Annotated in this window: 23 protein-coding genes; 12 read left to right on the top strand and 11 right to left on the bottom strand. The window is 55.5% G+C overall.

Translation table 11 applies throughout. The annotated features are described in order from the left end of the window. Positions 1 to 14: 14 nt before the first annotated feature. The 4 genes from BD01_RS03635 to BD01_RS03620 are packed head-to-tail and all read right to left on the bottom strand — an operon-like array spanning position 15 to position 2,419. Positions 15 to 1,382, bottom strand: a complete 1,368-nt coding sequence (locus tag BD01_RS03635; protein ID WP_042690149.1) for an ATP-binding protein — start codon at positions 1,380 to 1,382, stop codon at positions 15 to 17. 25 nt (positions 1,383 to 1,407) lie between these two features. Beyond that, a complete protein-coding gene (locus BD01_RS03630) occupies positions 1,408 to 1,707 on the bottom strand; it encodes a DUF167 domain-containing protein (RefSeq protein WP_042690146.1) in 300 nt (99 codons plus the stop codon). Then, positions 1,704 to 2,207, bottom strand: a complete 504-nt coding sequence (locus BD01_RS03625) for a DUF402 domain-containing protein (protein ID WP_042690144.1) — start codon at positions 2,205 to 2,207, stop codon at positions 1,704 to 1,706. The genes BD01_RS03630 and BD01_RS03625 overlap by 4 nt, the downstream gene beginning before the upstream one ends. Further along, positions 2,204 to 2,419, bottom strand: coding sequence for a hypothetical protein (locus tag BD01_RS03620; RefSeq protein WP_042690141.1), 216 nt, complete (start codon positions 2,417 to 2,419; stop codon positions 2,204 to 2,206). The genes BD01_RS03625 and BD01_RS03620 overlap by 4 nt, the downstream gene beginning before the upstream one ends. Before the next feature lie 108 nt (positions 2,420 to 2,527). On the opposite strand from BD01_RS03620, the gene BD01_RS03615 reads away from it, so the two are divergent. Then, positions 2,528 to 2,836, top strand: coding sequence for a nucleotidyltransferase family protein (locus tag BD01_RS03615; protein WP_245599267.1), 309 nt, complete (start codon positions 2,528 to 2,530; stop codon positions 2,834 to 2,836). Continuing rightward, a complete protein-coding gene (locus BD01_RS03610) occupies positions 2,829 to 3,173 on the top strand; it encodes a HepT-like ribonuclease domain-containing protein (RefSeq protein ID WP_042690138.1) in 345 nt (114 codons plus the stop codon). Before BD01_RS03615 ends, BD01_RS03610 begins: the two co-directional genes overlap by 8 nt. Here the strand turns inward: BD01_RS03610 and glyS are convergent. After that, positions 3,170 to 4,888 carry a glycine--tRNA ligase gene (gene glyS / locus BD01_RS03605; RefSeq protein WP_042690136.1) on the bottom strand — a complete coding sequence of 573 codons (1,719 nt, stop codon included), beginning with the start codon at positions 4,886 to 4,888 and terminating at the stop codon, positions 3,170 to 3,172. The genes BD01_RS03610 and glyS overlap by 4 nt on opposite strands. 149 nt (positions 4,889 to 5,037) lie before the next feature. On the opposite strand from glyS, the gene BD01_RS03600 reads away from it, so the two are divergent. The 5 genes from BD01_RS03600 to BD01_RS03580 all read left to right on the top strand — a co-directional run bounded on the left by BD01_RS03600 (position 5,038) and on the right by BD01_RS03580 (position 7,604). Continuing rightward, positions 5,038 to 5,268 (top strand): LSm family protein, encoded by a 231-nt coding sequence (locus BD01_RS03600; protein WP_042690133.1) that lies wholly within the window; start codon positions 5,038 to 5,040, stop codon positions 5,266 to 5,268. Between the two features lie 18 nt (positions 5,269 to 5,286). Then, on the top strand, positions 5,287 to 5,475 hold the full coding sequence (locus BD01_RS03595) for a 50S ribosomal protein L37e (RefSeq protein ID WP_042690131.1): 189 nt from the start codon (positions 5,287 to 5,289) through the stop codon (positions 5,473 to 5,475). A 104-nt stretch (positions 5,476 to 5,579) separates the two neighbouring features. Further along, positions 5,580 to 6,950, top strand: coding sequence for an MATE family efflux transporter (locus BD01_RS03590; RefSeq protein ID WP_042690127.1), 1,371 nt, complete (start codon positions 5,580 to 5,582; stop codon positions 6,948 to 6,950). Between the two features lie 47 nt (positions 6,951 to 6,997). Then, positions 6,998 to 7,219, top strand: a complete 222-nt coding sequence (gene vapB / locus BD01_RS03585; RefSeq protein ID WP_042690124.1) for a type II toxin-antitoxin system VapB family antitoxin — start codon at positions 6,998 to 7,000, stop codon at positions 7,217 to 7,219. Further along, positions 7,206 to 7,604, top strand: a complete 399-nt coding sequence (locus BD01_RS03580; protein ID WP_042690121.1) for a type II toxin-antitoxin system VapC family toxin — start codon at positions 7,206 to 7,208, stop codon at positions 7,602 to 7,604. Before vapB ends, BD01_RS03580 begins: the two co-directional genes overlap by 14 nt. Here the strand turns inward: BD01_RS03580 and BD01_RS03575 are convergent. From BD01_RS03575 to BD01_RS03560, 4 genes are read right to left on the bottom strand one after another with little or no spacing between them, the layout of a single operon-like run. Continuing rightward, on the bottom strand, positions 7,601 to 8,698 hold the full coding sequence (locus BD01_RS03575; RefSeq protein WP_042690118.1) for a VIT1/CCC1 transporter family protein: 1,098 nt from the start codon (positions 8,696 to 8,698) through the stop codon (positions 7,601 to 7,603). The genes BD01_RS03580 and BD01_RS03575 overlap by 4 nt on opposite strands. Further along, the gene (locus tag BD01_RS03570; RefSeq protein WP_042690115.1) at positions 8,679 to 9,809 is read right to left on the bottom strand and encodes a tRNA (guanine(10)-N(2))-dimethyltransferase; all 1,131 of its coding nucleotides are present in this window, start codon (positions 9,807 to 9,809) and stop codon (positions 8,679 to 8,681) included. Before BD01_RS03570 ends, BD01_RS03575 begins: the two co-directional genes overlap by 20 nt. Before the next feature lie 42 nt (positions 9,810 to 9,851). Further along, positions 9,852 to 10,118 (bottom strand): 50S ribosomal protein L35ae, encoded by a 267-nt coding sequence (locus tag BD01_RS03565; protein WP_042690112.1) that lies wholly within the window; start codon positions 10,116 to 10,118, stop codon positions 9,852 to 9,854. Positions 10,119 to 10,153: 35 nt separating this feature from the next. Continuing rightward, positions 10,154 to 10,819, bottom strand: a complete 666-nt coding sequence (locus BD01_RS03560) for an HAD family hydrolase (protein WP_042690110.1) — start codon at positions 10,817 to 10,819, stop codon at positions 10,154 to 10,156. An 84-nt stretch (positions 10,820 to 10,903) separates the two neighbouring features. Between BD01_RS03560 and pepQ the strand changes: the two genes are divergently transcribed. After that, complete coding sequence (pepQ, locus tag BD01_RS03555; RefSeq protein ID WP_211233898.1) at positions 10,904 to 11,956, top strand: Xaa-Pro dipeptidase PepQ; 1,053 nt, start codon at positions 10,904 to 10,906, stop codon at positions 11,954 to 11,956. Here pepQ and BD01_RS03550 read toward each other — a convergent pair. After that, positions 11,953 to 14,550, bottom strand: coding sequence for an ATP-dependent helicase (locus BD01_RS03550; RefSeq protein ID WP_042690105.1), 2,598 nt, complete (start codon positions 14,548 to 14,550; stop codon positions 11,953 to 11,955). The two genes, pepQ and BD01_RS03550, sit on opposite strands and share 4 nt — an antisense overlap. A 90-nt stretch (positions 14,551 to 14,640) precedes the next feature. On the opposite strand from BD01_RS03550, the gene BD01_RS03545 reads away from it, so the two are divergent. From BD01_RS03545 to tgtA, 4 genes are all read left to right on the top strand, one after another. Next, positions 14,641 to 14,949 carry a hypothetical protein gene (locus BD01_RS03545; RefSeq protein ID WP_042690103.1) on the top strand — a complete coding sequence of 103 codons (309 nt, stop codon included), beginning with the start codon at positions 14,641 to 14,643 and terminating at the stop codon, positions 14,947 to 14,949. 24 nt (positions 14,950 to 14,973) lie between these two features. Continuing rightward, entirely contained in the window at positions 14,974 to 16,029 is a 1,056-nt protein-coding gene (locus BD01_RS03540) for a glycosyltransferase family 2 protein (RefSeq protein ID WP_042690100.1), read from the top strand. A gap of 131 nt (positions 16,030 to 16,160) precedes the next feature. Then, entirely contained in the window at positions 16,161 to 17,087 is a 927-nt protein-coding gene (locus BD01_RS03535; RefSeq protein ID WP_042690097.1) for an inorganic phosphate transporter, read from the top strand. Between the two features lie 33 nt (positions 17,088 to 17,120). Further along, on the top strand, positions 17,121 to 18,857 hold the full coding sequence (gene tgtA / locus BD01_RS03530; protein ID WP_042690095.1) for a tRNA guanosine(15) transglycosylase TgtA: 1,737 nt from the start codon (positions 17,121 to 17,123) through the stop codon (positions 18,855 to 18,857). Here the strand turns inward: tgtA and BD01_RS03525 are convergent. Next, positions 18,854 to 19,615 (bottom strand): hypothetical protein, encoded by a 762-nt coding sequence (locus tag BD01_RS03525; RefSeq protein ID WP_042690092.1) that lies wholly within the window; start codon positions 19,613 to 19,615, stop codon positions 18,854 to 18,856. The two genes, tgtA and BD01_RS03525, sit on opposite strands and share 4 nt — an antisense overlap. Positions 19,616 to 19,639: the final 24 nt, after the last annotated feature.

Below are 19,639 nucleotides of genomic sequence, written 5' to 3'. Positions count from 1 at the left end.
TTTTTCTGTGATTCTCAGCGGATGGTATTTTTAAAGTCCTCCAAGTCCCAGACGAGCCAGCCACCTTCTCTCATCTCCCCTTTTCCTTCAGCCCGCTTTGCCACGAGACCATAAAACGATTCCCAGCCATCAAGCCCTACAAGCCCTGCCTTTCTTTTCAAATCTCTCAAAATTCCTCTCGTTTCCCGCTCACTTAGCTCCTTCCACTTCACCTCAACGAAGAGCACCTTCTTCTCCCGCTCGTTCAAGGCAACGAGGTCAATTTCCTCTCCCTTCCGCCACCATCTGCCGATTTTCGTAAAGCGGAACGGCAACTTCCCGGCCCTACTCAGCTCGACGAGAAACTCTTTGGCGAGTTCCTCAAACCGCACGGAGTGGGCCCTCTGGAGGTTCTCAAAAACGCTTTCGAAATCGGCCAGACCGAGCTCTATGGCGGTTCTGTTCGGGTAAACCAGCGAGAACCACGTGAGCAGAAACGGGTCGTTTATCCGGTAGATGCCCCTCTTTTCCTTTCCTACCACGGGAACCTCTCTCCTCACGAAGCCCAGCCTGATTAGGGTTTCGAGGTAGGGGTATATCCTCCTCCCCTCGATGCCGAGGCCGTTTGCTATCTCCGTCGGCCTGTGTTTTCCACCCGCTATTGTCGCGAGAATCGAAAAGTAAACCTTTAGCTCCCTCAACTCTCCCGCGAGGACTATGTATGGCTCATCATAGAAATAGCCGAGGGGGGAGAGGAACTCCTCTTCCACAAGCTCCTCAATGCTCCGTTTCCTCGATGCTATGGCAAGGTAAGCCGGAACACCGCCGAGGAGCAGGTAGGCCCTGAGTCCGTAATCCCAGTCACCAAAGAACTCAACGGAGTGCCTGAAATTCAACGGTTTCAGCATGAAGCCCGCGGTTCTTCTGCCGTAGAGGGGGGAAGAATAGCTTAAAACCTCATCTCGCATCATTCCGAGGAGCGAGCCGGAGAGAACAAGCATTACTGGTCTCCGCGAGAGCTCATGGTCCCACGCCCTCTGGAGGGCGCTCAGGATTTCTCTGTCGGATTTAACCGCGTACGTAAATTCATCAAGGATTACCGCCGTTCGTCCGCGTATCTTGGAGGCCAGGTACTTGAAGAGCGGGAACCAGTCCGAGAAGCTGAGGAACAGTTCATCCCCGAAAAACTCCGCGAGTTCCTTCCTGAGGGCCTCTATCTGCCCCTCTTTAGTGCCCTCAGTAAACGTATGGAAAAATACCTTCTTCCCCTTTGCAAACTCACTCAGAAGCCTTGTTTTCCCAACTCTCCTTCTGCCGTACACCACGACAAAGGACGGTGTGTTCTCCCATTCCCTCTCCAGCAGGCCCAGTTCGTCTTTCCTGTCAATGAATTTACCAATCATGATTAGTACTAATCCTGATTAGTATTTAAGACTTCTGGTTAAATCCCAGCCTCTTCTTTACCTTCTCAGCACTCAACCTGACCAGCAAGTCCTTCTCCCTGCTCGTCTCCCCGCGAACCAGTTCGACATCAGCCCCAAGGACCTTTGAGAGGAACTTAACCAGCTCCTTGTTCGCCTTTCCTCCAACAGGTGGCGCTTTCACCTTGACCTTCAATCTCCCACGCCACTCGTCGATTCCCTCAATCTCGTTCTTCTTTGCCTTTGGCTGGACGTAAACGAGAAGGAGCGTTCCCTCTTTCGTCTCCTTTATGAATTTCGCGCTCATTTTGAACCCTCCCCGTACTTCCACACGATTTCGGGTGGAAACTCACCGCGCTCGGCCTTTTTGAGTATCTCCCTCGCGACGGAGTAAGCAAAATCGAAAGTCTCTCTGTCAATCAGCCCGTAGTTGAGGGCCATCTCAAGTTCGTCCTCGTCGAGGAGGAACGCTCCCCCGTCCGGGAAAATGAAGACGTCGAGGAAGAGGTCAAGCATCTCTAAGGTGTTTCCCTCGCGCTTCGTGTAGGCTAAGACATCGACGTAGAGCCCCTTGAAGTTGCCCCGCTCATCGTAGACCTTTAAGATGTCGTAGTTCTTTCCGACGAAGGCGAAGTAGAGCATGGTGTAGCAGTTTCTGATGACCTCAACGCCGTTCACCCTCAGTGGGGCGAGCATTCCCTCAAACTTGGCTTTGGCGACGATTATGTCTCCTAAATCTGCCACAACCTCGTCGTCCCGTTCGAGAACCCGGTTCGGAAGGCGGCGGTAGATTAGGTGGACTCTCACGGTGGCCACCCCTTGCAGACGACCCCCTCACCGGTAAGTTCCCTGCTGGAAACGTCAAGAACCATCTCGGAGTACGGGTCTGGAAGTGCACCGATTCCCAGCTCGATGGCCCTCTCCCTGGTGGAGGCCATGACGACGTACCGGAAGACGTCCTCCCATACAATCTTATCGTTTTCGAACCCAACAGTTATCACAACTTCATACACGGGCATGAGTGCTCACGCTACATTGTTGACAGGCGGTTTATATCTTTTTATCCGCCCCGGGGAAAACAAGAGTGCTGACACACCTGAAACTTTTAATATTTTGATATCGGAATCATGATGATGGCAAAACTGAATCTCGTGGAGATTGAGGAAATTCTGAGGGCGCACAAGGAGGAGCTTCATAAGAAGTTTGGGGTTAGTTCAATTGCCATCTTCGGCTCCTACGCCCGGGGAGAGCAGACGGAGCTGAGCGACGTCGATATTCTCGTGGAGTTCGAGAGGCCCATCGGATGGGAGATAGTGGACTTGAAGGACTACCTTGAGTCGCTTCTCGGTGTCAGGGTGGACTTAATCACGAAAAACGCCGCCATGAGCCGAGGACGGTTCTGGGAGCACATAAAGGGGGACCTTGTCTATGTCTGAGCGAGATCCCTGTCTTTTCTTGAACGATATGCTTGAGGCGATTTCCAGAATCGAGGAGTATACGGAGGGTTACGATTTTGAAGACTTCATAAATGATCGAAAGACTGTGGATGCGGTTCTCCGGAACCTTGAAATAATCGGAGAGGCTTCCCGATACGTGCCCGATGAAATAAGAAGTGCTTACCCGAGTGTACCATGGAGGCGTGTCGTCGGGCTTAGAAACGTCGTTGTTCATCACTATTTTGGTGTTGATTTGGGGATTGTCTGGACGATAATCCGCTTTCAACTGCCAGAACTAAAGAAAAGTGTGGAGAAAATAATCGAAGACCTGTGTTAAACTCCCTCCCCGAAAATCAGCTCCCTGAGCTTTGAAGGTAGCTCCTCGATGCTAACTCTCGTTTGCTCCCTCGTGTCGCGGTCGCGAATCGTCACCGTGTTGTCCTCGGGCGTCTGGTTGTCTATCGTTACACAGTAGGGCGTTCCAATCTCGTCGTAGCGGAGGTAGCGCTTTCCGATTGTGTCTTTCTCGTCGTAGACGACTATAAAGCCCGCCTTCTGGAGCTTCCTGAAAACGTTGTATGCAATGCCCTTGAGCGGTTCCTTGGCGACGAGCGGGAGAACGGCAACTTCAATCGGCGCCATGTCCTTCTTCAGCCTGAGGTACGTCCTGTCTTCCTCGATGACGAGGCTGTTCTCGAGGAGCAGGTAGAAGGGACGGTCTATGCCAAAACTCGGCTCGAGGACGTGCGGGACTATTTTCTCGCCGGTAATCTTCTCCTCGACTTCCCTTATTATGAAGTCGTCCCTCTCCAGCTCGTAGCCCTCTATCGTGATTTTGCCCTCTTTCTCAAGGATTTCGATCAGCTCGCGCTTCTTCTCCTCGTCCCAGCTTTTAATGAGCTCGTTTATCCTCTTGGCGTCTTTCCTCAGCTTCGGACCAACGCGCTTGAGGTTGAGGGAAACCTCCAGCTTTCTCACGATTTTCGGCTCGTCGTAGTGGATGAGCACCGTAAGGTCGGCCCCGCTCTCGCGCATGTGCCGGCTTAAGTCGTAGTCTCCCCTGTTCGCTATTCCAACGCACTCGACCCAGCCGAAGCGCTCGCTGTGGATTTCCGCATCCCAGGTGTCGCGCGAGTAGTGGGCGCGCTCCTCGGGCAACTGCTGGCGGAAGCGTATCTTGTCCTCGGGGATGCCGATGTCGAGGAGGACGCGCTTCACCATGACCATGTAGTAGGCGAAGAAAGTGTTCATGATGTAGCCCTTCTTTACCGCCTCATCAGCGGTGAGCTCAATCTCGCCAAGGCCCTTGAGCTGGTGCTCTATCGGGTAGAGCCTCAAAACCTCGTCCTTGACCTCGTCGAAGTGGGGGTGTTCGGTTTCCTTCGGGTTGAAGAATATCTCCGCCTCGGCCTGCGTGAACTCCCTCAGGCGGAGCATGCCCTGCCTCGGCGAAATCTCGTTTCTGTAAGCCTTCCCAATCTGGAAGACGCCGAAGGGGAGCTTGTTTCGGGCGAAGGCGTTCAGCCTTTTGAAGTTCACGAATATGCCCTGGGCCGTCTCGGGCCTCAGGTAGCCTTTCTGGTCGCCGTAGGGGCCGATTTTCGTCTCGAACATGAGGTTGAAGTACCAGACGTCGCTCAGCTCGCCGCCGCACTCGGGACAGCGAATGTCATGCTCTCGGATGAGCTTCGTGAGTTCTTCAGCGGATAACCCCTCGACGTCCATGCCAAGGGCTTCCTCGACGAGGTGGTCGGCCCTAAAGCGGGCGCCGCACTTCTTACACTCGACGAGCGGGTCGACGAACTTCTCGACGTGTCCGCTCGCTATGAAGACCTTCTCGGGCGTTATGTCAGGAGTTTCAAGCTCGAAAAAGCCCTCCCTCTGGAAGGCCTCCCTTATCTTCTGCTCTATCTTCCTCTTTATCGTCGCGCCGAGCGGGCCGTAGTCGTAGAATCCGCGTGAACCTCCGTAGATTTCAAAGCTGCCCCACGCGAAGCCTCGCCTCCTCATCAAATCCTGAAGAATCTCGTACTTGTCGGGCTTCTCTCCCATGCTCTATCACCTGAGAGTTGAGCGGGCGAATTTCATAAAAAGGTTTTGGGGCCCAATTTGGAACTCTGACGAAGCCCAAAAACGGAAAGAGTTATAAACCGTTCCCGTCGTTTAGGCTATGAGCTTTGATTGTTTGGAGGTGCGTGAAAATGGCGGAAAGACCACTCGATGTTATTCACAGGTCCCTTGACAAGGACGTCCTCGTGCTCCTCAAGAGGGGTGGCGAGTTCAGGGGAAGGCTCATCGGTTACGACATCCACCTGAACGTCGTCCTCGCCGACGCCTCGCTCATGCAGGACGGCGAGGAGGTTAAGAAGTACGGTAAAATCGTCATCAGGGGAGACAACGTCTTGGCCATCTCCCCGGTCGAGATAGAGTGAGCTTAGCGGGGTGATACCATGGGAGCCGGAACCGCGCCGAAGGGCAAGCGCAACAGGACTCCTACCCACATCAGGTGCAGGCGCTGTGGTAGGAGGGCCTTCAACGTTAAGAAGGGCTACTGCGCCGCCTGTGGCTTCGGCAGGAGCAGGAGAATGAGGAAGTACAGCTGGAGCCACAAGTGGAAGAAGAAGAGGAACCTCCTCTGAACCTTTTTCTTTTGTTTCCTCGTGTTCTATTCTGTTCATTCGTTCCCGAGACCGCAACCCTTATTAACTAAAACGCTCCTTTGTTCGTTTAGAGGGGCGTCTTAATGATACTCCGCAACGAGACCCAGCGCAGGATATGGCAACTCGCGTGGCCCGCTATCATCGCCAACATCTCTCAGACCCTTCTCAACTTAGTGGACACCTTGATGGTCGGCCACGTGAGTGCTTTGGCAATAGCCGCGGTGGGCCTCGGCGGACAGGTCAGCTGGTTCATGTTCCCGATAATGATGTCGGTCTCCGTCGGAACCCTCGCCCTCGTCGCGCGTGCGGTAGGTGCGAAGGACTTCAGACGGGCGGAGCTCGTTCTCGAGCAGAGCCTCTACCTCTCTTTCCTCCTCGGAATCCCCGTCCTGCTCTTCGGCTGGTTCTTCGGCGACGACGTGCTGAGGATTATGGGTGCGAAGGGGGAGCTTTTGAGCCTCGCCTACGCCTACCTCAAGGTTGTTTTCCTTTTCTATCCCGTCCGCTTCGTGGTCTTCACAATTAACTCCGCTCTCAGGGGTGCGGGCGATACGAAGACCCCGATGAAGGTAGGAATCCTGATGAACGTCCTCAACGCCCTCTTTGACTACCTCCTAATTTACGGGAAGCTCGGCTTTCCGAGGCTCGGGGCTGTGGGAGCCGCATGGGCCTCTGGAATAGGCATAAGTTCTGCTTTCGTTGTACTCCTGGCTCTCCTTCTCTCTAACAGGCTCATCCTTAAGTTCGAGCCGAGCTGGCGCTTCGACACCGAGATAGTGGGGAAGATAGTCCGCATTGGAATTCCCGCCCTAATTGAGAGGGGCCTTTTCAGCTTCTACAACTTCCTCTACATGAGCATAGTCACCCGCTTCGGCGACGTGGCTCTGGCGGCGCACCAGATAGGCCTCAGGATTGAGAGCATCGCCTACATGCCGGCCTTCGGCTTCAACGTCGCCACTTCAGCCCTCGTTGGCCAGAACCTTGGGGCGAAGAAACCTGAGGAAGCAGAGAAAACGGTTTACGAGGCAATGAAGATGGCCGGCCTCTTTATGGGTGTCATGGGCGCGGTGCTAATCCTCTTCCCGCGCTACCTCGTCATGCCCTTCCTCAACCCGAACGACCCGAACTACGCAGAGGTTCTCCGCCTCGCCCGGATTTACCTTATAATCGTTGGAATCAGCGAGGTTCCCCTCGCGTGGGTCTTCGTCCTCAGCGGGGCTCTAAGGGGAGCCGGCGACACCAAGAGCCCGATGTACGTTACCGCGATAAGCAAGCTCCTCTTCAGAATTATTCCTGCCTACCTCCTCGGCTTCGGCTTTACAATCGGTTCCTTCCACTTCTCAGGTCTCGGCGTGGTAGCGGCGTGGATTGCGATGAGCCTCGAGACCTTCACGAGCGCGGCCATGTACTGGTGGATTTTCAAGAAAGGAAAGTGGAAGCACGTGAAGGTGTGACGGGAACGTTTATATCTTTGTAATGCGTTTCTGTAAACGGTGGTTGTATGGCTGTCATAAGCGTCCGCGTTCCCGACGAGCTTAAGGAGAAGATGAAGAAGTACGACATCAACTGGAGCGAGGAGATACGGCGGTTCATAGCGACTAGGATAAGCGAGGAGGAAAAAAAGCGGACACTCGAGATGATGCACGAGCTGCTCGCGGGTGGAACGCCAGCCAAGGCAGGAACCGCAAAAAGGTACGTGAGGGAGGACCGTGATAGTAATTGACGCCTCCGTTCTGGCGAAGTACGTCCTCATCGAGCCGGGCTGGGAGGAAGTAGAGAAACTCCTGATGGGCGACGCCGTTTCGCTGGACTACGCCCTCGCGGAAGTCTCCAACGCCCTTTGGAAGCACCACGTCCTGTACGGGGAGATATCGCGGGAGGAATTTGAGAGACGGTCAAAGGTAATAGACTTCCTCCCGAACGTCATTCTCCTCGAGGACGGGACCAACTACTTAACGGAGGCAGGGAAAATAGCGGTCGAGCACCGCATACCAATCTACGACGCCCTCTACATCGCCCAGGCCCTCAAGTACGGAAAGCTCGCGACGGCCGATGAGAAACAGGGAAAAATAGCCGAAAAGCTCGGCGTTGAGGTGGTTTACCTCTAAAGCGCCGAGACGTGGAAGATTGCCTCCATCGCCCTTCCGAAGAGGTAGCTCAGGAACGCTGCGCCGAGGCCAGTAGTTACCATCTCCGCGACCTTCTTCTTGACCGATATTCCCGAGAGGAGCGAAATCAGCGTCGCCACTATCGCGAGAGCCGAACCCGCGAAGAGTATCGAGAAGACGAGCGCCGTGAGCGAGTTCGAGGCCAGGAAGTAGGGTGTAACCGGGAAGACGACGCCGAGAAGGTACGATAAGCCCGTGTACAATGCGGCGCGAACCTCGTTCTCCTCGGCCTCTGGAAGAAGGAGCTTTTTAACGGCATCGGGGTTGCCCTTGAGCTTCTCCGCTATCTCCTTCGCCATGTCCTCGGGCATTCCACCCTCTATCAGCTTTTCCCTGAGTTCCTCGGCCGTTTTCTCGGGCGAGACCTCGAAGAGGACTTCGGTCCTGGAGCGGATTGATTCCTTGACCTGCCTCTGCGAGCGGACCGAGACGAAGGTGCCTATCGCCATCGAGAGCGCTCCCGCTACACCAACGATGAGACCGCTTATCCCGACGAGCTGGGGGTTGTTCGGGTAAACCGCCGAGAGGCCCGTAACCGCTCCGAGTATCTCGACGAGGCCGTCGTTCATTCCGAGGACGAGGTCCCTGATGTTCTCCACGTGGAAGGCCTTCTCCTCCTCGCGGAAGAACTTCTCGTGCTCTATCTCGTCGAGGATTACCCTCCTCAGGGTTTCGCGCTCCTCATCGCTCATCTCGCGGGCGTATTCGTTGAGGAAGCGGAAGTACTTCTCTATCGCGCTGTTCTCGCCCATCTCAAGGAGAGAAGCGACGGAACCCGGCCCGAGGAGCTTCCGAAGGAGCTTAACGCTCCATACCGTCAGGCGGTTCACCCTCGGCCTCGGCGGTTTCTCGTTCCTCCTCTCGAGGAAGGACTTCCAGAACTCGGCGTGCCAGCGCTCAAGCTCGGCCAGACGCTTGAACTCCGCCTTTATCTTCTCGTCCTTTTCCCACTCGGCGAGCCTCTCGTACAGCTCCGCGTCGGCCCACTCGTCGAGGTAGAAGCGCTTCCCGAGCTCAATCGCCTCTGAGGACATCGAGCACCACCTCGAAGGGGGCATCGGTTTTTACCGCGGTCGGCGAGAAGTGCGTCCTGCTCGCCCTGTAGCCGAGTTTCTCGAGCCTTTCGATTACCTCGCTCACCTTCCTAACTTCCAGGCCGTTCCTCCGCGCGAGGGCGTGGGTGTCGTAGTGGAACGGAACGTCGAGCTCGCCCGCGAGTAGCTCCACAAAGGACCTTGTTTTCTTATGAGCCGGTTTAAAGGTCTCAAGCTCTTTTGAAAGCCTTTCCATGAACTCCGAATCCTTCAGCGGGCCGAGCCACATCGGGCCGAAGGCCTTGGGCTTCTCCGGGAGGAAGGCTTTCTCGTAGGTGAACCTTCCGTCCTCATCTTGCCAGAGGTAGCCGAGCTGGGCGAGGCTCTTCTCGGCCTTCTTCGCCCCGCTCTTAAACCGGAGGAACGCCCTGAAGTAGTGGTCGCGGTAGTAGGCGAGAAGAACTTCAACTCCAAGGTCGTATTTGGCAGAGTATCTAACCACCGTCCCGATGAGGATTCTCAAACCGGCCTCGTGGCACAGCTCGCCCCGTATCGGCCTCGCGAGGTAGTTCTTCACGCAGGCCCTCGCGTAGGCCCCGCAGAGAACTCCGGTATCCGTTGCCGTAACGGCCAGAACGCCCCTCCTCTTCACACTCCTTAGAGCGGTGTCAAGGAACTCCATCGGCGAGCCGAAGGGGTCCAAATCAACCAGGTCGAAGTAGCGGAAGTTCTCCGCCATCAGCCTGTTGGCGTCGCCCTTGTTTATGACTATTAGCTTCTCGCCCCAGAGGTAGGAGCGGTCGCCCTCTTCGTAGAGCTCCCCCTCGAAGTTGAGGGCGACGTTCTGTTTCATCAGGCTGTAGGCTTCGTCGCTTATGTCGTTGAGCCAGACTTCCTCCGCTGGACTTTCGAGGGCGTAGCGGATTCCCCTTATTCCCGTCGCCGAGAGCGCGTCGAGAACCCTCTTGGGTTCAAGAGCACGGGCGACGAGGACGCTTATATCCCTGTTGAGCGCCATCACGGGGTTGTAGAAGACCGGTGCGTCGTAAATTCGTTCGGCCTTCGGTACGAGGAACCTCGCGGAACCTTCACTGACCTCAATCAGCTCCATTTTCCCACCCGTTAAAGAAAAGGGTTGAGGGGCTTTAAAGGTTTAGAGAATCTCGACGATGTCTCCAAGGGCCTGCCCCGGAAGGCCGGGCTTGAAGACGGCCTTGACCTCACCGCGGTTGCCGTGGGTCTTGATGACCCTGCCGAACATCTTCCTGCCGGTCGGGGTCCTCCAGACGACCTTCCTGCCGATGAGCTGGGCCGCGCTTCCCCTGTCGTCGATTCCGATGGGCTTGAGAATCATTCTGTGGTTGTCCTGGTGCTCGTGAGAACCCGCGTAGGAGAGGACGACAGCCTTCACCCTCGCCATCGCCCTCACCCGGCCTTGATTTAGGGGCTGGATTTTTAAGTTTTATCGCCCAGGAACTCGCTTAGGCCATCGTCTATCTCGAGAACCTCTCGGATGGATTTTATCTTCACGAAGTTCACCCGGTCAAAGAGGAGCGGAACGTCGCTCTTGTAAGGTGAGGCCTTCTGAACGAGAAGCGTGTTCTCGTCGAGGACGTAGGTGAAGCGCGACGGGCTGTCGTCAACCCACACGAAGGGCTCATCCGGGTAGAGCTCCCTCAGCGTCTGGAACTTCTTGAGCATGTCCTTCGTCCCCTTGAAGGTTATGACCTCGTCGAACTCGTCGTACCAGTTGGTCTTCTTCATGAAGATGACCTTTCCGCCCGGATAAGTGTGCTCGCCCGAGAAGCTTATTACCTTCCGTCCCCGCTTTCTGAGCTCCCTCACAACCTCACGGGCGAAGGGGAAGTCCTTGATGTACTTGGGCATGAGCTTGTAGTACTCGTGGATTGTCCCCTGAGCCACGAGCTCGTGTATGACGCCGAGGTGGCCGTAGGTGAGCTTGCCCTTGATAAAGAGGAACAGCGCCTTGTAATACTCGTCATAGAGGTCGCTCTCAATCACCGCTGGAATCGTCTTCTCGATGGCTATCCTCAACGCCTTCTCCACCGCGCCGGTGCTGTCAACGAGCGTTCCGTCGAAGTCGAAGAGGTAAACCGTCACGCTTAACACCTGTTCGGGGTTTCGCCCCGGAGTTTATATTCCTTCCGAAACCGTTTTATCCTGCCCGGCCAACTTCACCCGGTGGTGGTCATGAGAATCGAAAGGCTCAGGGAATACATAGCCGAAAAGGAACTGGACGGCGTAATAATAACCCACAGACCAAACCTCTACTACTTCACGGGCTCTGCCCCCGTTCTTGGTGGCTACCTGCTCGTAACGGCTGACGAGGCCCTCTTCCTCGTTCCCCAGCTTGAGTATGAGGAAGCCAAAGAAACCTCGCGCGTTCCCGTTGAGGCCTTCAAGCGCGGGCCAGAGCTCTTCGAGAGGCTCAAGTCCTTCAAGCTGAGGAAGCTCGGAATCGAGGGAAGAACCGCCTACTCAACCGTCCAGAGCTACCGCGAGAAGCTCGGCGTTGAGGAGTTCGTGACCGTTGATGACGTCATAAAGGAGCTCAGGATGATAAAGACGAAGGAGGAGCTTGAGGTCATTCAGGCCGCGTGCGAGATAGCTGACCAGGCGATGCTCGTTGCCATAGAGGAGATAAGCGAGGGCAAGCGCGAGAGGGAAATAGCTGCCAAGATGGAGTACGTCATGAAGATGAACGGCGCTGAGAAGCCGGCCTTTGATACGATAATCGCGAGTGGCTGGCGCTCGGCCCTTCCCCACGGTGTCGCGAGCGACAAGAGAATCGAGCGGGGTGAGTTCGTCGTTATAGACGAGGGCGCCCTCTACAGGCACTACAACTCCGACACGACGAGGACCATCGTGGTCGGCGGTCCCAACGAGAAGCAGAAGGACATCTATCAGGCGGTCCTTGAGGCCCAGATGAAGGGCGTTGAGATGGCGAGGCCGGGAATAACCGCGAAGGAGCTCGACACAATCGTTAGGGACGTCATCAGGGAGTACGGCTACGGCGACTACTTCATCCACTCCACCGGCCACGGTGTCGGCCTTGAGATACACGAGTGGCCCGGCGTGAACCAGAGCGACGAGACCGTCCTCAAGCCCGGTATGGTCGTCACCGTCGAGCCGGGCATCTACATTCCCAAGTTCGGTGGGGTAAGGATAGAGGACACGATAGTCATAACCGAAAACGGGGCCAAGAGGCTGACGAGGACGGAGAGGGAGCTAATCTAAGCCTCCCCTATCATCGCCATTATCTTTCTGTGCAGGGCTTTAATCAGCTCCCTTCTGTCTTCCATCAGAACCACGTCGCTCGAGCCAATAGCTTCCAGATTGAAGGCGAAGGGACTCGGAACGGCGTTCCTCTGGAAGACCACCCTTATCTTCCCCTCGCGAACCCAGCTCAGGAACAGTTCCGCGTTTTCCACGTCCATCTTGTCCTCCATAATCTCGCGGTAGACCTCCTTCAGGAGCGGGAAGTCTGGATAGTTCTCCTTGAGCACCTTGAGTAGCGAGACCGCCATGACCTGCTGCCTGCCGAGCCTCTTGCTCCTCCCGACGTAGCGCCTCAAAATTAGCAACCCGCGGTTGGCAACGTGCCTGAAGCGCCTTTTCAAAAGCTCCGTGTTGTCCAAGGCTTTCTTCAGCGTTTCCCTCAGGTCATCAACCTCGAAAAGCTCCATCACTTCCTCCTCGCTCAGCTCAACCTCCGGCGGAAGGAGCAAAGCGAAGCCATTGTCGTTTATCGCTATCCCGACGTTGCAGTTCTTTTTCTTGCTCACGAGGTAGGCGAAGGCCCTGCTTAAAGCGTCGTTGGCGCGCCTTCCTATGAGTGTGTGGAAGAAGTAGCGGTTCCTCCGGTTTCCCGGAACGAATTCCACCAGAAGGGTCTCGTCGTCGGGAACCACCGAATACCTAGCCTGCTCGCGGAAGTAAGCGATTATGGCGCGCGAGGCCTTCTCGTCTATCCCGTACTTCCTCATGAGCCTTTTAACGGCGTCCTTCCTGCTGAGTAACCCCTTAACCTCCCTCCTGAAGCGCTGAATATCCACCGCCAAATCGAAGCTGAGCGGGAGCATCTCGGAGAACCATGCCGGAATGGTCGGCTTAGCACCTTCGCGCGGAATGACGTAGAGCTTGTTGCCCCTGCTCTTCACGAACTCGTAGGTTCTTCCCGCTAAGACGAAGATGTCGCCGGGCATCAGCCTCTCGGCGAACTCCTCTTCAACTGTACCTATTAACTTTTTGTCCATTGTGTAAACCCTAATCTTGGCCTCATCGGGAATCGTGCCGACGTTCATGTAGTAAATCGCCCTCGTCATCTTTCCGCGCTTTCCGAACTTCCCGTCCTCCAGCCATATCTTGGCGTAGACCTTCCGCTCCTCCAGTCCGGCGTATTCTCCAGCCAAGTACCTCAAAACGCTCATGAAGTCCTCGAAGGGCAAATCCCTGAATGGATAAGCCCTTCTGACAACGCGGTAAGCTTCATCAACCTCCCATACTCTGTTCAGGGCCATTCCGAGGAGGTGCTGGACGAGGACGTCGAGCGGGTTCCTTGGAATTCTGACGCGGTCTAAGCGCCTGTTCCTCGCGTTGTGCGCCAGAACGGTAACCTCGACCAGGTCATCCCTATCGAGGGCTAAAATAACCCCTTTGCTGACCTCGTGGAGCCTGTGGCCGGCCCTCCCTATTCTCTGTAAAGCGCGGTTCACGCTCTTCGGCGAGCCGATTAGAACAACTAAATCAATCGTTCCAATGTCTATCCCGAGCTCGAGGCTCGTTGACGTAACAACGGCCTTCAGCTCGCCCCTCTTCAGCTTCTCCTCAACGTCCAGCCTAACCTCACGCGACAGGCTTGAGTGGTGCGCCTCTATGAGGCCCTCGAACTCGGGGTAGCGCTTCTTAAGGTTGAAGGCGACCCTCTCGGCACCGCTCCTCGTGTTGGTGAAGATTAGCGTCGTCCTGTGCTCCCTGATAAGCTCCGCCAGTCTCCTGTAGAGCGCCTCGCTCAGCGCTCCGGCAGGAGTATAAATTAGGTCCTCGACGACGCTCTCGACCTGAATTTCGGTCTGCTTGGCGAAGCTGACGTCAACGATAAGGCCCGGCCTCGGCTCCCCGTCGTCATCGAAGCCGAAGACGAACTTCGCTATCTCTTCGAGCGGGTGTATCGTCGCACTGAGACCTATTCTCACAAACCTCTCCTCGGCCATCTCTTGAAGTCTCTCAACGCTTAAAGCCAGGTGAGAACCGCGCTTGTTTTCAGCCAAAGCGTGAACCTCGTCTATGATGAGGTATTTAACCGTCTTCAGCCTCTCGCGGAACTTGGGGGCGTTTAGAGCTATCGCGAGGCTCTCCGGGGTTGTTATTAGAATGTGGGGCGGTTTCTTCACCATCTTGCTCTTCTCGTAGCTCGACGTGTCGCTCGTCCTTATGCCGACGCGGATTTCGGGTAAATCGTAGCCGAGCTCCTTAGCCACTTCCTTAATCTCGGCCAAGGGTCCCTCCAGGTTGCGCTTTATGTCGTTGTTGAGAGCCCTCAGCGGTGAGACGTAGAGAACGTAGATTTTATCCTCAAGCTTTCCCTCCTTTCCGAGGAGAATCAGCTCGTTTATGGCCGAGAGGAAAGCGGAGAGCGTTTTTCCAGAGCCGGTCGGAGAGGAGATGAGCACGTTCTCGCCTTTGTGAATCTCCATAACCGCGTAGCGCTGTGGGGGCGTGAAGCTCCCGAACTTTCGCCTGAACCACTCCCTAACCGGCTCGCTGAGGATTGAGAATATCTCCTCATCGCTGTATTCCCGTCTCGCCCACCTTATCCTTTTCCTCGCCATCGGCCACCCGTTGGACTTTCGGTTTTTAAACTATTCGGTTGGTTAAGCAAACTTTTTAAGTGGGCTTGGCGAACTGAATCCGGTGGGAGAATGGAGGTCGAGGAGAAGCTCAGGAAGGTTCTCGAGGAGTTCAACCGCCTCCACGGTAGCGAGGCCAGCGCGAGGATTCTAAAGCTCGAGGGAGACGGGGTCATCATAGAGTTCGAGGGTTCCTTCTGCGCCACCTGCGGGCTGTATGACTACTTCGACGACATCAAGTGGGAGGCTATGGATTTGGGCCTTGAACTTGAGCCGGTCGAAGTCCTCGAGGCCGAGGAAGACGATTTCGAGCACGGTCGCTACGTCGTGAGGTACAGGCTCGGGAGAAAGCCCGTCCTCACGGTGGACGGTAAGAATTAAAACCTTCGGGCAGATTTTTCACACATGAGCCCACCTCTCCTCGCCGTTGCGCTCGCCCTCATTTTCCTCTGGGACGGCTACTTCTTCTTCAATTACATAATTAGCCTTTTCAAGAACTACAGAACTAAAGAATGGACGCCGGGGGTTTCAATCATAATCCCGGCTTACAACGAGGGGGAGAGAGTTCTTAGAGCCATACGCTCGGCTCTTGCTCAGGATTATCCGGATTTTGAGGTCATCGTTGTCGATGACGGCAGTGAGGACAACACGTTTGAGGTTGCTTCATCGGTGAAAAACCCCCGCCTGAAGGTTTACCGGAAGGAGCACGGGGGCAAAGCCAGAGCCCTGAACTTCGGCCTTTCCAAAGCCTCTGGCGAGATAATAGTAACAACCGACGCCGACAGCTACCTCGAACCGACCGCGGTTGGGGAGCTCGTGAGGCGCTTCCACTCCGACGAAGTGCTCGCCGTTGGAGGACAGGTTAGGGTCACGGGGGAGTCCTTCCTCGAGAGGGCGCAGGACGCGGAGCACCTTAGGATAGCGATGTTCCGCAGGGCCAAGGAGCTTGAAGATTTAAGCCTCGCCCCAGGCCCGGTTTCGGCCTTCCGCAGGGATGCTCTTGAAAGAATCGGGGGTTTCGTCGAGGACATCGTCGAGGACTACGCCACCACAAAGGCCGTCAAGAGGCTCGGGAAGGTGGTCTACGCGCCGAGGGCAAGGGTCTGGACGGAGATGCCGAGGAGCCTCTCAGTTCTCTGGCGCCAGAGAAAGCGCTGGTTCCTCGGCGACCTCAAGAACCTCGGCGGTGGCTTTACCAAGGACTGGGCGTTCCTCCTGCTCGGAGACTTCGTAGCCCTCCTCGACGTTCTGGTTCCTGTTCTACTGCTCGCAACCGGCAATTTTGGCCTCTTTGCCCTCTGGTGGGGGTTCGAGGTTGTCACAATGCTCCTCCCAACGCTCGTTGAGGGCGGAAAGCTCTCCAACGCCCTCCTCTTCCCCCTAATCGTCTGGTTCTGGGCGCTTTTCTACCTCTCGCTCCACGTCTACGGCTACGCAAGGCTTCTCACCGGGCGGTTGTGATTCACTGCGAATCTAAATCCCGCTTTTGTTCCCCGGTTTCCATCCCACCACCGCAACGCTTTTAAAGCCGAAACCCTTTTAAAGTGCCCCTCTGCCTAAATAGACTATATAGAATATAGAGAGGTGAGGGAATGATAGCTCTCATCGCAGCGGCGTTCTTCATGGCATGGGCCGTCGGAGCGAACGACAGCGCAAAGGCAGTTGGCACAGCGGTCGGTTCAGGGATAGTGGGCTTCAAACGGGCCGTTCTAATAATAGCTGTTTTCACCACGTTAGGTGCAGTTATTGGTCACTCGGCCGTGTCAGGGACGATAACTGGACTGGCGAGCGGTTTATCGGCTGGAGAAGTCGCTTTGGCGCTCTTCAGCGCGGCATCTGCGGTTACAATCGCGAGCCTCTGGGGACGGCCAATCTCGACGACCCAGTCAATAATCGGTGCACTCATAGGTTCATCCCTCGCCCTCGGTCTCCCCGTCGACTGGTGGACAATCGGTAAAATCGTCTCGGCTTGGTTTTTCTCCCCGGTCCTCGCTTCCCTCCTGGCCATAGCAATATACAAGCTCTACAAGCCATTCCTCAGGAGGATAAAGTGCCTCAAGAACCTCGAACTCACCCAGAAGTGGCTCGTCTTTCTCGCCTCAGCTTTTTCAGCCTTCAACCTCGGCACGAACGAGGTTTCGAACGTCATCGGCCTCGCAAAGGCCGGCGGAATGTCCGACCCAAATGCTCTCCTCGCCCTTGTGATGGCCTTTGGAACGCTCACCTTCAGCTACGAGGTCATGATGACGATAGGAAAGGACATAGCACCGCTCGGCCCGACTTCGGCCTTCTCAAGTCAGTTCGGAGCCTCGATAGCGGTCAGCACCGCGAACCTCTTCGGTCTGCCCGTCAGCTCGGGCCAGGCGATAGTCGGGGCGATAAGCGGACTGAGCGCATACAAGGGAGAGCACGTGAACAAAAAGCTCCTCGTGGACATCGTGAAGAGCTGGGTTCGTGCGCCACTCTTCGCCGGAATCCTTGCCTTCCTGCTCATCAAGCTCTTCTCGGCAGGCTTTTAAGGTCGAAGTGTTAGGGCATTGAGAGGTGAGAGCATGGAGTTCAGGTTCGAGGTTAGGGCGCGCGACGCGGCCGGAAGAATAGGAAAGCTCACCGTCAACGGCAAGAGCATCGAAACTCCCGCCATAATGCCCGTCATCAACCCGAAACAGCTCATCGTGACGCCGAAGGAGCTCAAGGAGATGGGCTTTGGAATGATAATCACCAACTCCTACATCATCTACAAGACGCCGGAGCTGAGGGAAAAGGCCCTTGAGCTGGGCATTCATAAGCTCCTCGACTACGACGGGATAATCGAGGTTGATTCTGGCAGTTTCCAGCTCATGCGCTACGGCGAGGTTGAAGTTACCAACCGCGAGATAATCGAGTTCCAGGAGAAAATCGGCGTTGATATAGGCACTTTCCTCGACATTCCGACTCCTCCAGACGCGCCGAGGGAGAAGGCCCAGGAGGACCTGAGGATAACCCTCGAGCGGGCGAAGGAAGCCGAGAGCATAAAGAACATCGCCATGAACGCGGCGGTTCAGGGGTCCACTTATCCGGACTTAAGAACCTACGCCGCGCGGGAGCTCAGCAGGATGAACTTCGAGATACATCCGATTGGTGCGGTCGTCCCACTAATGGAGAGCTACCGCTACCGCGATTTGGTGGACGTTGTTATAGCTTCCAAGCTCGGTCTAAGGCCGGACAGGCCCGTTCACCTCTTCGGTGCAGGCCATCCGATGATTTTCGCTTTGGCAGTCGCTATGGGCGTTGACCTATTCGACTCGGCGAGCTACGCTTTGTACGCTAAAGACGACCGCTATCTGACACCCGAGGGAACGAAAAGGCTCGAAGAGCTTGAGTACTTCCCCTGCTCCTGCCCCGTCTGCTCCCGCTACACCCCGCAGGAATTGCGTGAGATGCCGAAGGAGGAGCGGACGAGGCTTTTAGCCATCCACAACCTCTGGGTGATACGCGAGGAGCTAAACAGGGTCAAGCAGGCGATAAAGGAAGGGGAACTCTGGCGCCTCGTTGACGAGAGGGCAAGGAGCCACCCGAAGCTTTACTCAGCTTACAAGAGACTGCTCGAGTACAGGGACTACCTTGAGAAGAACGAGCCGGTAACCAAGGCGAGCGCCTTCTTCAAGGTGAGCGAGGAGGCGATGAGATGGCCAATCGTTTATCGTGCCAAAGAGAGGGCCGAGCGCGTTGCCAGAAAGTTCCCCGAAAAGGTAAAACACCCGATATTCGGCGAGATTCCAAAGTATCTGAGTTTGAGCTACCCCTTCGCTCAGAGCGAGGGCGAGGAGGACTTCACGATAGAGAAGCCGAGGAAAGGGGAAGCGAGGAAGTACGTCATGGCGGTGGCGGAGTATCAGTTCGGCGAAGGGGCGGGCGAGGCTTTCAGAGATGCGTTCGTCGAGCTTTCCCGGAAGACAGGAATGCCGAGGCAGGTAAAGGCGAAGGGCAAGCACCTTGCGACCTTTAGAGCGGAGGACGGTCTGTTAACGCTCGGCATCGAAGGGGCAAAGAGACTCCACGCGCTCCTGCCGTTCCCGAGGATGCGTGTCGTTGTCAACGAAGATGCCGAACCCTTCGCGAAGCGCGGAAAAAACGTCTTCGCAAAGTTCGTGGTCGATGCCGACCCCTCAATCAGGCCCTACGACGAGGTTCTGGTGGTGAACGAAAAAGACGAGCTTCTCGCGACCGGGCAGACCCTCCTGAACGGCGAGGAGCTGAAGGTCTTCCAGAGTGGCCTGGCCGTGAAGGTCAGGAGGGGCGTTGGTTAAACGTAATTTTTGTACCCTTTCTTCTTTAGCCATTTTCTAACGTCTTCTGCGAGCCACTCTTTGGGTATGGGATTTGTGTGCCCAGGATATCCATACTTTCTGAACGTTTTCTTGCAGTTCTCTTGAAATTCCCTGCACAGGTAGTCGTAGCTAATCACGACCAGAAGAAGGTAGAAGCGCCTCAGGAACCAGGGTCCGTTTTTGCAACCTTCCTTTTCGCTTTTCTCACCCTCATTGCCACATTCTCTGCGGTTTCTGAGGGCTTTGAGGTATGGCTTCATGGCGAGAAATGAGTCAAGTATCAAACCAGCGTACTGCTCCTGGATGAACCAGTCACCCACGAAGTCCCTGTAAACGAAGTATCCTATGCGATTGAGCACCCTGCTGGCGTCGCTTACGGTTTTTACCTTTTCGTTGTCCCGAAAGAACTCTCTGTAGAACTCCTCTTTCACTTCGTCTCCCTTTGAAATCAGCCCTTTTTCACTATCCTCTTGGTGCCACTTTCTAATCTTTGTAATGTCGCCTTTGACCTTCTCATCCATCATCTCGTAAACCGCACTAACCGCTTCGAAGTTGAGCTCTTTCAGCGCTATGTCCAGCTCGTATATCGTTACGGCCATCATGACGGTTGCCAGGGTCGAGGCAAGCGTGAGAATTACAATGGTAGTGTTGATGTCTTTTGTAATGACCCACGTTGCCCCCGTTGCGATGAGGATGAGAACCGCCGAGAGTCCCGCGAGAAGTTTAATCCTGTCCATGCCAATCCCCAAGGGAATAATGCG

It is taken from the genome of Thermococcus nautili (assembly GCF_000585495.1).
GTDB classification, from domain to species: Archaea; Methanobacteriota_B; Thermococci; order Thermococcales; family Thermococcaceae; genus Thermococcus; species Thermococcus nautili.
Note: the sequence above shows the minus strand (reverse complement) of the source record. Positions and strands in the feature narration are given on the sequence as shown.

Excerpts from the sequence above, each read along its gene's own strand:
- BD01_RS03635 (WP_042690149.1), bottom strand. The coding sequence starts at position 1,382 with ATGATTGGTAAATTCATTGACAGGAAAGACGAACTGGGCCTGCTGGAG.
- BD01_RS03630 (WP_042690146.1), bottom strand. The coding sequence starts at position 1,707 with ATGAGCGCGAAATTCATAAAGGAGACGAAAGAGGGAACGCTCCTTCTC.
- BD01_RS03620 (WP_042690141.1), bottom strand. The coding sequence starts at position 2,419 with ATGCCCGTGTATGAAGTTGTGATAACTGTTGGGTTCGAAAACGATAAG.
- BD01_RS03615 (WP_245599267.1), top strand. The coding sequence starts at position 2,528 with ATGATGATGGCAAAACTGAATCTCGTGGAGATTGAGGAAATTCTGAGG.
- BD01_RS03610 (WP_042690138.1), top strand. The coding sequence starts at position 2,829 with ATGTCTGAGCGAGATCCCTGTCTTTTCTTGAACGATATGCTTGAGGCG.
- glyS (WP_042690136.1), bottom strand. The coding sequence starts at position 4,888 with ATGGGAGAGAAGCCCGACAAGTACGAGATTCTTCAGGATTTGATGAGG.
- BD01_RS03600 (WP_042690133.1), top strand. The coding sequence starts at position 5,038 with ATGGCGGAAAGACCACTCGATGTTATTCACAGGTCCCTTGACAAGGAC.
- BD01_RS03595 (WP_042690131.1), top strand. The coding sequence starts at position 5,287 with ATGGGAGCCGGAACCGCGCCGAAGGGCAAGCGCAACAGGACTCCTACC.
- BD01_RS03590 (WP_042690127.1), top strand. The coding sequence starts at position 5,580 with ATGATACTCCGCAACGAGACCCAGCGCAGGATATGGCAACTCGCGTGG.
- vapB (WP_042690124.1), top strand. The coding sequence starts at position 6,998 with ATGGCTGTCATAAGCGTCCGCGTTCCCGACGAGCTTAAGGAGAAGATG.
- BD01_RS03575 (WP_042690118.1), bottom strand. The coding sequence starts at position 8,698 with ATGTCCTCAGAGGCGATTGAGCTCGGGAAGCGCTTCTACCTCGACGAG.
- BD01_RS03570 (WP_042690115.1), bottom strand. The coding sequence starts at position 9,809 with ATGGAGCTGATTGAGGTCAGTGAAGGTTCCGCGAGGTTCCTCGTACCG.
- BD01_RS03565 (WP_042690112.1), bottom strand. The coding sequence starts at position 10,118 with ATGGCGAGGGTGAAGGCTGTCGTCCTCTCCTACGCGGGTTCTCACGAG.
- BD01_RS03550 (WP_042690105.1), bottom strand. The coding sequence starts at position 14,550 with ATGGCGAGGAAAAGGATAAGGTGGGCGAGACGGGAATACAGCGATGAG.
- BD01_RS03545 (WP_042690103.1), top strand. The coding sequence starts at position 14,641 with ATGGAGGTCGAGGAGAAGCTCAGGAAGGTTCTCGAGGAGTTCAACCGC.
- BD01_RS03540 (WP_042690100.1), top strand. The coding sequence starts at position 14,974 with ATGAGCCCACCTCTCCTCGCCGTTGCGCTCGCCCTCATTTTCCTCTGG.
- BD01_RS03535 (WP_042690097.1), top strand. The coding sequence starts at position 16,161 with ATGATAGCTCTCATCGCAGCGGCGTTCTTCATGGCATGGGCCGTCGGA.
- tgtA (WP_042690095.1), top strand. The coding sequence starts at position 17,121 with ATGGAGTTCAGGTTCGAGGTTAGGGCGCGCGACGCGGCCGGAAGAATA.
- BD01_RS03525 (WP_042690092.1), bottom strand. The coding sequence starts at position 19,615 with ATGGACAGGATTAAACTTCTCGCGGGACTCTCGGCGGTTCTCATCCTC.